The organism is Streptomyces anatolicus, assembly GCF_019400875.1.
Lineage (GTDB): Bacteria > Actinomycetota > Actinomycetes > Streptomycetales > Streptomycetaceae > Streptomyces > Streptomyces anatolicus.
The window spans coordinates 1-5958 of sequence record NZ_WMBF01000401.1 but is presented as its reverse complement, the minus strand read 5'-3'; the positions used below and the strand labels follow the sequence as shown (position 1 = coordinate 5958).

5 protein-coding genes and 2 tRNA genes are annotated in these 5958 nt (G+C 67.1%); 1 reads left to right on the top strand and 6 read right to left on the bottom strand.

The genetic code is table 11. From position 1 onward, the window contains the following. Positions 1-31 precede the first annotated feature (31 nt). The 5 genes from clpX to GKQ77_RS25935 form a co-directional block, all read right to left on the bottom strand. Positions 32-1318 (bottom strand): ATP-dependent Clp protease ATP-binding subunit ClpX, encoded by a 1287-nt coding sequence (clpX, locus tag GKQ77_RS25955; protein ID WP_219691361.1) that lies wholly within the window; start codon positions 1316-1318, stop codon positions 32-34. 167 nt (positions 1319-1485) lie between these two features. Then, positions 1486-2190, bottom strand: coding sequence for an ATP-dependent Clp protease proteolytic subunit (locus GKQ77_RS25950; RefSeq protein ID WP_030783282.1), 705 nt, complete (start codon positions 2188-2190; stop codon positions 1486-1488). A 62-nt stretch (positions 2191-2252) separates the two neighbouring features. After that, positions 2253-2858 carry an ATP-dependent Clp protease proteolytic subunit gene (locus GKQ77_RS25945; protein ID WP_030783279.1) on the bottom strand — a complete coding sequence of 202 codons (606 nt, stop codon included), beginning with the start codon at positions 2856-2858 and terminating at the stop codon, positions 2253-2255. Between the two features lie 393 nt (positions 2859-3251). Beyond that, a complete protein-coding gene (tig, locus tag GKQ77_RS25940; RefSeq protein ID WP_219691360.1) occupies positions 3252-4631 on the bottom strand; it encodes a trigger factor in 1380 nt (459 codons plus the stop codon). Positions 4632-4757: 126 nt separating this feature from the next. After that, positions 4758-4834, bottom strand: a tRNA-Pro gene (locus tag GKQ77_RS25935). 153 nt (positions 4835-4987) lie between these two features. Here GKQ77_RS25935 and GKQ77_RS25930 point away from each other — a divergent pair. Continuing rightward, a tRNA-Gly gene (locus GKQ77_RS25930) sits at positions 4988-5058 on the top strand. 78 nt (positions 5059-5136) lie between these two features. Here the strand turns inward: GKQ77_RS25930 and GKQ77_RS25925 are convergent. Further along, complete coding sequence (locus tag GKQ77_RS25925; protein ID WP_125512773.1) at positions 5137-5331, bottom strand: hypothetical protein; 195 nt, start codon at positions 5329-5331, stop codon at positions 5137-5139. Between the last annotated feature and the right edge of the window lie 627 nt (positions 5332-5958).

Here is a 5958-nt window from a genome sequence, read left to right as displayed (position 1 = left end):
CCTTTGCGCGTACGAGAACCGCGTAGGAGAACTACGCGGACTTCTGCTCCCCGGCGCCCGGACCCCGCGCGTCGCGCGGCACCAGGGTCGGGTTCACGTTCGAGCGGACGACGTCCGCCGTGATGACGACGCGGGCCACGTCCTTGCGGGACGGAACCTCGTACATCACCGACTGGAGGACTTCCTCCATGATGGCGCGCAGGCCGCGCGCGCCGGTCTGGCGGAGGATCGCCTGGTCCGCGATGGCCTCAAGGGCCTCACGCTCGAACTCCAGCTCCACGCCGTCCAGTTCGAAGAGGCGCTGGTACTGCTTCACGAGCGCGTTGCGCGGCTCCACCAGGATCTGGAGCAGGGCCTCACGGTCGAGGTTGTGGACCGAGGTGATCACGGGGAGGCGGCCGATGAACTCGGGGATCATCCCGAACTTCACCAGGTCCTCCGGCATGATGTCCTCGAACTGGTCCTTCTCCTCCCGCTCGCGCTTGGAGCGGATGGTGGCGCCGAAGCCGATGCCCTTGGCGCCCGCCCGCGACTCGATGATCTTCTCGAGGCCGGCGAAGGCGCCGCCCACGATGAAGAGCACGTTCGTCGTGTCGATCTGGATGAACTCCTGGTGCGGGTGCTTGCGCCCGCCCTGCGGCGGGACCGAGGCCGTCGTGCCCTCGAGGATCTTCAGCAGGGCCTGCTGGACGCCCTCGCCCGAGACATCGCGCGTGATCGAGGGGTTCTCGCTCTTGCGGGCGACCTTGTCGATCTCGTCGATGTAGATGATCCCGGTCTCGGCCTTCTTGACGTCGTAGTCGGCCGCCTGGATCAGCTTGAGCAGGATGTTCTCGACGTCCTCGCCGACATAGCCCGCCTCCGTCAGCGCCGTCGCGTCCGCGATGGCGAACGGCACGTTCAGCATGCGGGCGAGCGTCTGCGCCAGGAGCGTCTTGCCGGAGCCCGTCGGGCCGAGCAGCAGGATGTTCGACTTGGCGAGTTCGATCGCGTCGTCACGGCCGGCCGCGCCGCCGTTCTCTCCTGCCTGGACCCGCTTGTAGTGGTTGTACACCGCTACCGAGAGGGCCTTCTTCGCGGGCTCCTGGCCCACGACATAGCCCTCAAGGAATTCGTAGATCTCGCGAGGCTTGGGCAGTTCCTCCCAGCGGACCTCGCTCGTCTCCGCGAGCTCTTCCTCGATGATCTCGTTACAGAGGTCGATGCACTCGTCGCAGATGTACACACCGGGGCCTGCGATGAGCTTCTTGACCTGCTTCTGACTCTTTCCGCAGAACGAGCACTTGAGCAGATCGCCGCCGTCACCGATGCGTGCCACGAGGTGCTTCCCCTTCGCCTGGGAGACGCCACGTTCAGCGGCTCCTGGTGCCTCATATCCGACGGTACCTTGCCGGGACCCCCGTTCGGGCCCCCCTTGGCACGGTTCACTTCGACGCGAGTCGTGCGCGAACCGTGCCGAGGAGCGGCAGATGCTACAGCGCCGCGTCAGGCAACCGCGGAATTGTTCATCTTCCGGGTGGAGATGATCTGGTCCACGAGGCCGTACGCGAGCGCGTCCTCGGCCGTGAGGATCTTGTCGCGCTCGATGTCGTCGCGGATCTTCTCGATCGGCGTCGTGGAGTGCTTGGCCAGCATGTCCTCCAGCTGCGCGCGCATCCGGAGGATCTCGTTCGCGGCGATCTCCAGGTCGGAGACCTGTCCGCGGCCCGTCTCGCTGTAGGGCTGGTGGATCAGGACGCGCGCGTTCGGCAGGGCCATGCGCTTGCCCGGCGTACCGGCCGCGAGGAGGACCGCGGCGGCCGATGCGGCCTGGCCCATGCAGACGGTCTGCACATCCGGCTTCACGAACTGCATCGTGTCGTAGATGGCCGTGAGGGCCGTGAACGAGCCGCCGGGGCTGTTGATGTAGATGGAGATGTCGCGGTCCGGGTCCATCGACTCCAGGCACAGGAGCTGCGCCATGACGTCGTTGGCGGAGGCGTCGTCGATCTGCACGCCGAGGAAGATCACGCGCTCCTCGAAGAGCTTCGCGTACGGGTCGTACTCGCGCACGCCCTGCGAGGTGCGCTCGACGAAGCGCGGGATGACGTAGCGGGACTCGGCGCGGGCGCCGGTGAACTCGGCCTGCGCGGCCGGTCCGAGCTCGGCCTGGGTGCGGGCGTAGAGGCCGCTGCCGGGGTGGTTGTTCATCTGTCTTGGTCTCCTGAGGAGCGTGGGCTGAGGTTTCGGCTTACGGGACGCTGAGGGGTGCCTCAGGCTCCCGTGCCGCCCCCGCCCGGCATGCCGGCGGCGGTGGGCATGATGTCGTCGATGAGGCCGTACTCCTTGGCCTCCTGCGGGTCGAACCAGCGGTCGCGGTCCGAGTCGCGGGTGATCTGCTCCACGGTCTGGCCGGTGTGGTGAGCGGTCAGCTCCGCCATCCGCTTCTTGGTGTGCAGCAGACGCTCGGCGTGGATCTTGATGTCCGACGCGGAGCCGGCGAGGCCCGCGGAGGGCTGGTGGATCAGGATCTCGGCGTTCGGCAGGGCGAAGCGCTTGCCGGGCGTACCGGCGCTGAGCAGGAACTGGCCCATGGAGGCCGCCATGCCCATCGCGATCGTCACCACGTCGTTCTTGATGTACTGCATGGTGTCGTAGACCGCCATGCCTGCGGTGATCGAGCCGCCGGGGCTGTTGATGTAGAGGAAAATGTCCTTGTCGGGCTCAGCGGCAAGGAGCAACAGCTGCGCGGTGATCTTGTTGGCGATGTCGTCGTCCACGGCCTGGCCGAGGAAGATGATCCGCTCGCCGAGCAGCCGGTTGTAGACCTGGTCGCCGAGGCCACCACCGATGGAGGGGTCGCCGGCGGCGGAGGGCATCAGATTCGTCACGTATCCACCTGCTCGTCTTACGACGGCGCCGGGCCGTCTCACGTCTTCAGCTGGGGCTGGGACCCCGCGTGCCAGCCGCTCCGGGGCGGCTCCGGGGACTCCCCTGCCCTCATATCCATGGACCCTAACGCGCGGGGTCCCTCCGGGAATCCCGGAGACGTAACTGTTCGCTGTGAGCGCAGGTCGTGCCCCGTCAGGGGCGCGGGGAACTGCGCGAGCAACCACGTACGAGCCGCACCCGCCGTGGAGCCCGCAGCGGGCAGACGCGACTGCGGCCCGGCGGGGGCTGAGCGCGCAGTTCCCCGCGCCCCTGACGGGGCACGACTGCGGGCCCCCGGGATCAAGTCCCGGGGGCCCGCAGAAGGTACAGCGCTAGGAGGCTCAGGCCTCGGTCTTCTCCTCGGCGGAGGCGGACTCGGCGGACTCGGCGGCCTCCGCCGACTCCTCCTCCTCGTCAGCGAGGTCAATGACCTCGCCCTTCGTGTCCTTGACCGTGGCGGCCTCCACGACGACCGCGAGGGCCTTACCGCGGGCGACCTCGCCGACCAGCATCGGGACCTGGCCGCCCTCGACGACGGCCTGGGCGAACTGGTCGGGGGACATGCCGGAGGACTGCGCGCGACGCATGAGGTGCTCGGTGAGCTCCTCCTGGTTCACGTTCAGCTTCTCCTTGTTGACCAGCTCGTCGAGGACGAACTGGGTCTTGATGCCCTTCTCGGCCTGCTCCTTGGTCTCGGCGTCGAACTCTTCCTCGGTCTTGCCCTGGATCTCCAGGTACTTCGCGAGGTCGAGGCCCATCTGGCCGAGCTGGTGGTTGACCAGGTTGTGCTTGCGGGTCTGGATCTCGTCCGCGAGGAGCTTCTCGGGGACCGGGACCTCGACCAGCTCGAGCAGCTTCTCCAGGACGCGCTCCTGGGCCTGCGTCGCCTGGTCGTACTGCTTCATGTTCTCGAGGCGCTTGCGGCTGTCGGCCTTCAGCTCGTCGAGGGTGTCGAACTCGGAGGCCAGCTGCGCGAAGTCGTCGTCCAGCTCGGGCAGTTCGCGCTTGGCGACCTGCGTGACCTTGACGGTGACCTCGGACTCCTTGCCGGCGGCGGAGCCGCCCTTCAGCTCGGAGGTGAAGGTGGCCTCGCCGCCGGCCTCCAGGCCCTTGACGGCGTCGTCGATGCCTTCGAGCAGCTCGCCGGAGCCGATGGTGTAGGAGACGCCGTTCGCGACGCCGTCCTCCAGGACCTCGCCGTCGACCTTCGCCTGGAGGTCGATCGTCACGACGTCGCCGTCCTCGGCGGCACGCTCGACCGGGGACGTGGAGGCGAAGCGCTCGCGCAGCTCCTCGACGGCCTTGTCGACGTCCTCGTCGCTGACCTCGATCGCGTCGACCTCGACCTCGATGCCGGAGTAGTCCGGGATCTCGATGGTCGGGCGGACGTCGACCTCAGCGGTGAAGTTGAGGGTCTCGTTGTCCTTCAGCTCGGTGATGTCCACCTCGGGCTGGCCGAGGACGTTCAGCTCGGCCTCGTTGACCGCCTCGGTGTAGAACTTCGGGAGCGCGTCGTTGACGGCCTCTTCGAGGACGGCGCCACGGCCGAACCGCTGGTCGATGACGCGGGCCGGGATCTTGCCCTTGCGGAAGCCCTTCACCGTGACCTGCTGGTTGATCTTCTTGTAGGCCGCGTCGAGGCTGTCCTTGAGCTCCTCGAAGGGCACCTCAACAGTGAGCCGAACCCGAGTCGGGTTCAGGGTCTCCACGGCGCTCTTCACGGTTCGGTCTCCTTGGGGCTGACTGCTTGGGATTCTGCCCGGCTCAGAGACACACGGGCACACAGCTTGCATAGTAACGGCAAGCGGGAGCCGAGCCACAACGCGATCTTGTGGGGAGAGACCTGCTGGTCGGGGTGGCGGGATTTGAACCCACGGCCTTCCGCTCCCAAAGCGGACGCGCTACCAAGCTGCGCCACACCCCGTCGGTGCGAGACGTAGGGTACATGCCCGCAGGCCGGGCGGCCCCGGTCGCGCCGGGCCGTGCAGAAGGTGTGCGGCACGGGGGGTGTGCGGCCGGCGCCGGGGACCCGCTACGATGCCTTTCGTACCACGGCCCGAGGGCCCTGGTGCGCCGTGCGGGCGTAGCTCAATGGTAGAGCCCTAGTCTTCCAAACTAGCTACGCGGGTTCGATTCCCGTCGCCCGCTCTCGCGAGACCTCCGGCCCGGCCCGCTGAATCCAGCGGCCGGGCCGGCGGCGTTCTGCCCGGAAAGCGATCGGGCCGCTCAGAAACTGATCGAGTTGATGGTCTCCGCCAGTTCGTTCAAGAAACGATTTATCGACGGCGCCATGCCCGTCGACGCGAGGAAGAATCCGAAGAGCACCGCGACGATCGCCGGCCCCGTCTTGAGCGATCCCCCACGGATCAGCACCACGAGGATGATCGCCAACAGCAGCACCACTGACAGCGAAATGGCCACACTGATCACACCCTAGGTCGGTCGCTCTCCCGGCCCGGGGGGTACGACCCCGCACACCCCCGCCACCGTCCATCGTGCCACCAACATGCCCGCTGTATGCGGCCGGTGACGGATCGTCGGCCAAAGCTTGACGGGGGCGGCAATTCGACGCCTCGCGGCCTTCGGGAATTCCGTCCGGTCGTTGCCATCACCACACACGGCGTTCGCAAGAAATTCGAATTGTTGTGGTGGGCACATCCGGAGTTTCGGGCCCGGTGACCAATCGGACATATCACCGGAGTCGCCCGCGGGCGTTATGCACCATTTAAGATGGATGAATTGTGACGTATGGGACAGAAAACAGCCGCATCTCCCTGTCTACCGGAACGATTCGCGGGTACGTGGGCCCGATAAGCGGTAATCGGCTGAGCGATTGACAGGGATTGCGTTGACGAAAGTGACGAGGGTTTTACGAAGACCGCGCGGCGACGCTAGGGTGCGTCAGATGTTCCACGCTGCCACCACCCCCGTAGGCGCAGTGCGGTCCCGGGTCGTCTCACCCAGCTCTTGGTGGGAGGGCCTGTGACCAACTCGGTGCACCCGCACGGACGCCACCGGGCGCCGCTCCCCCCGGCCCAGGTGCCGGCG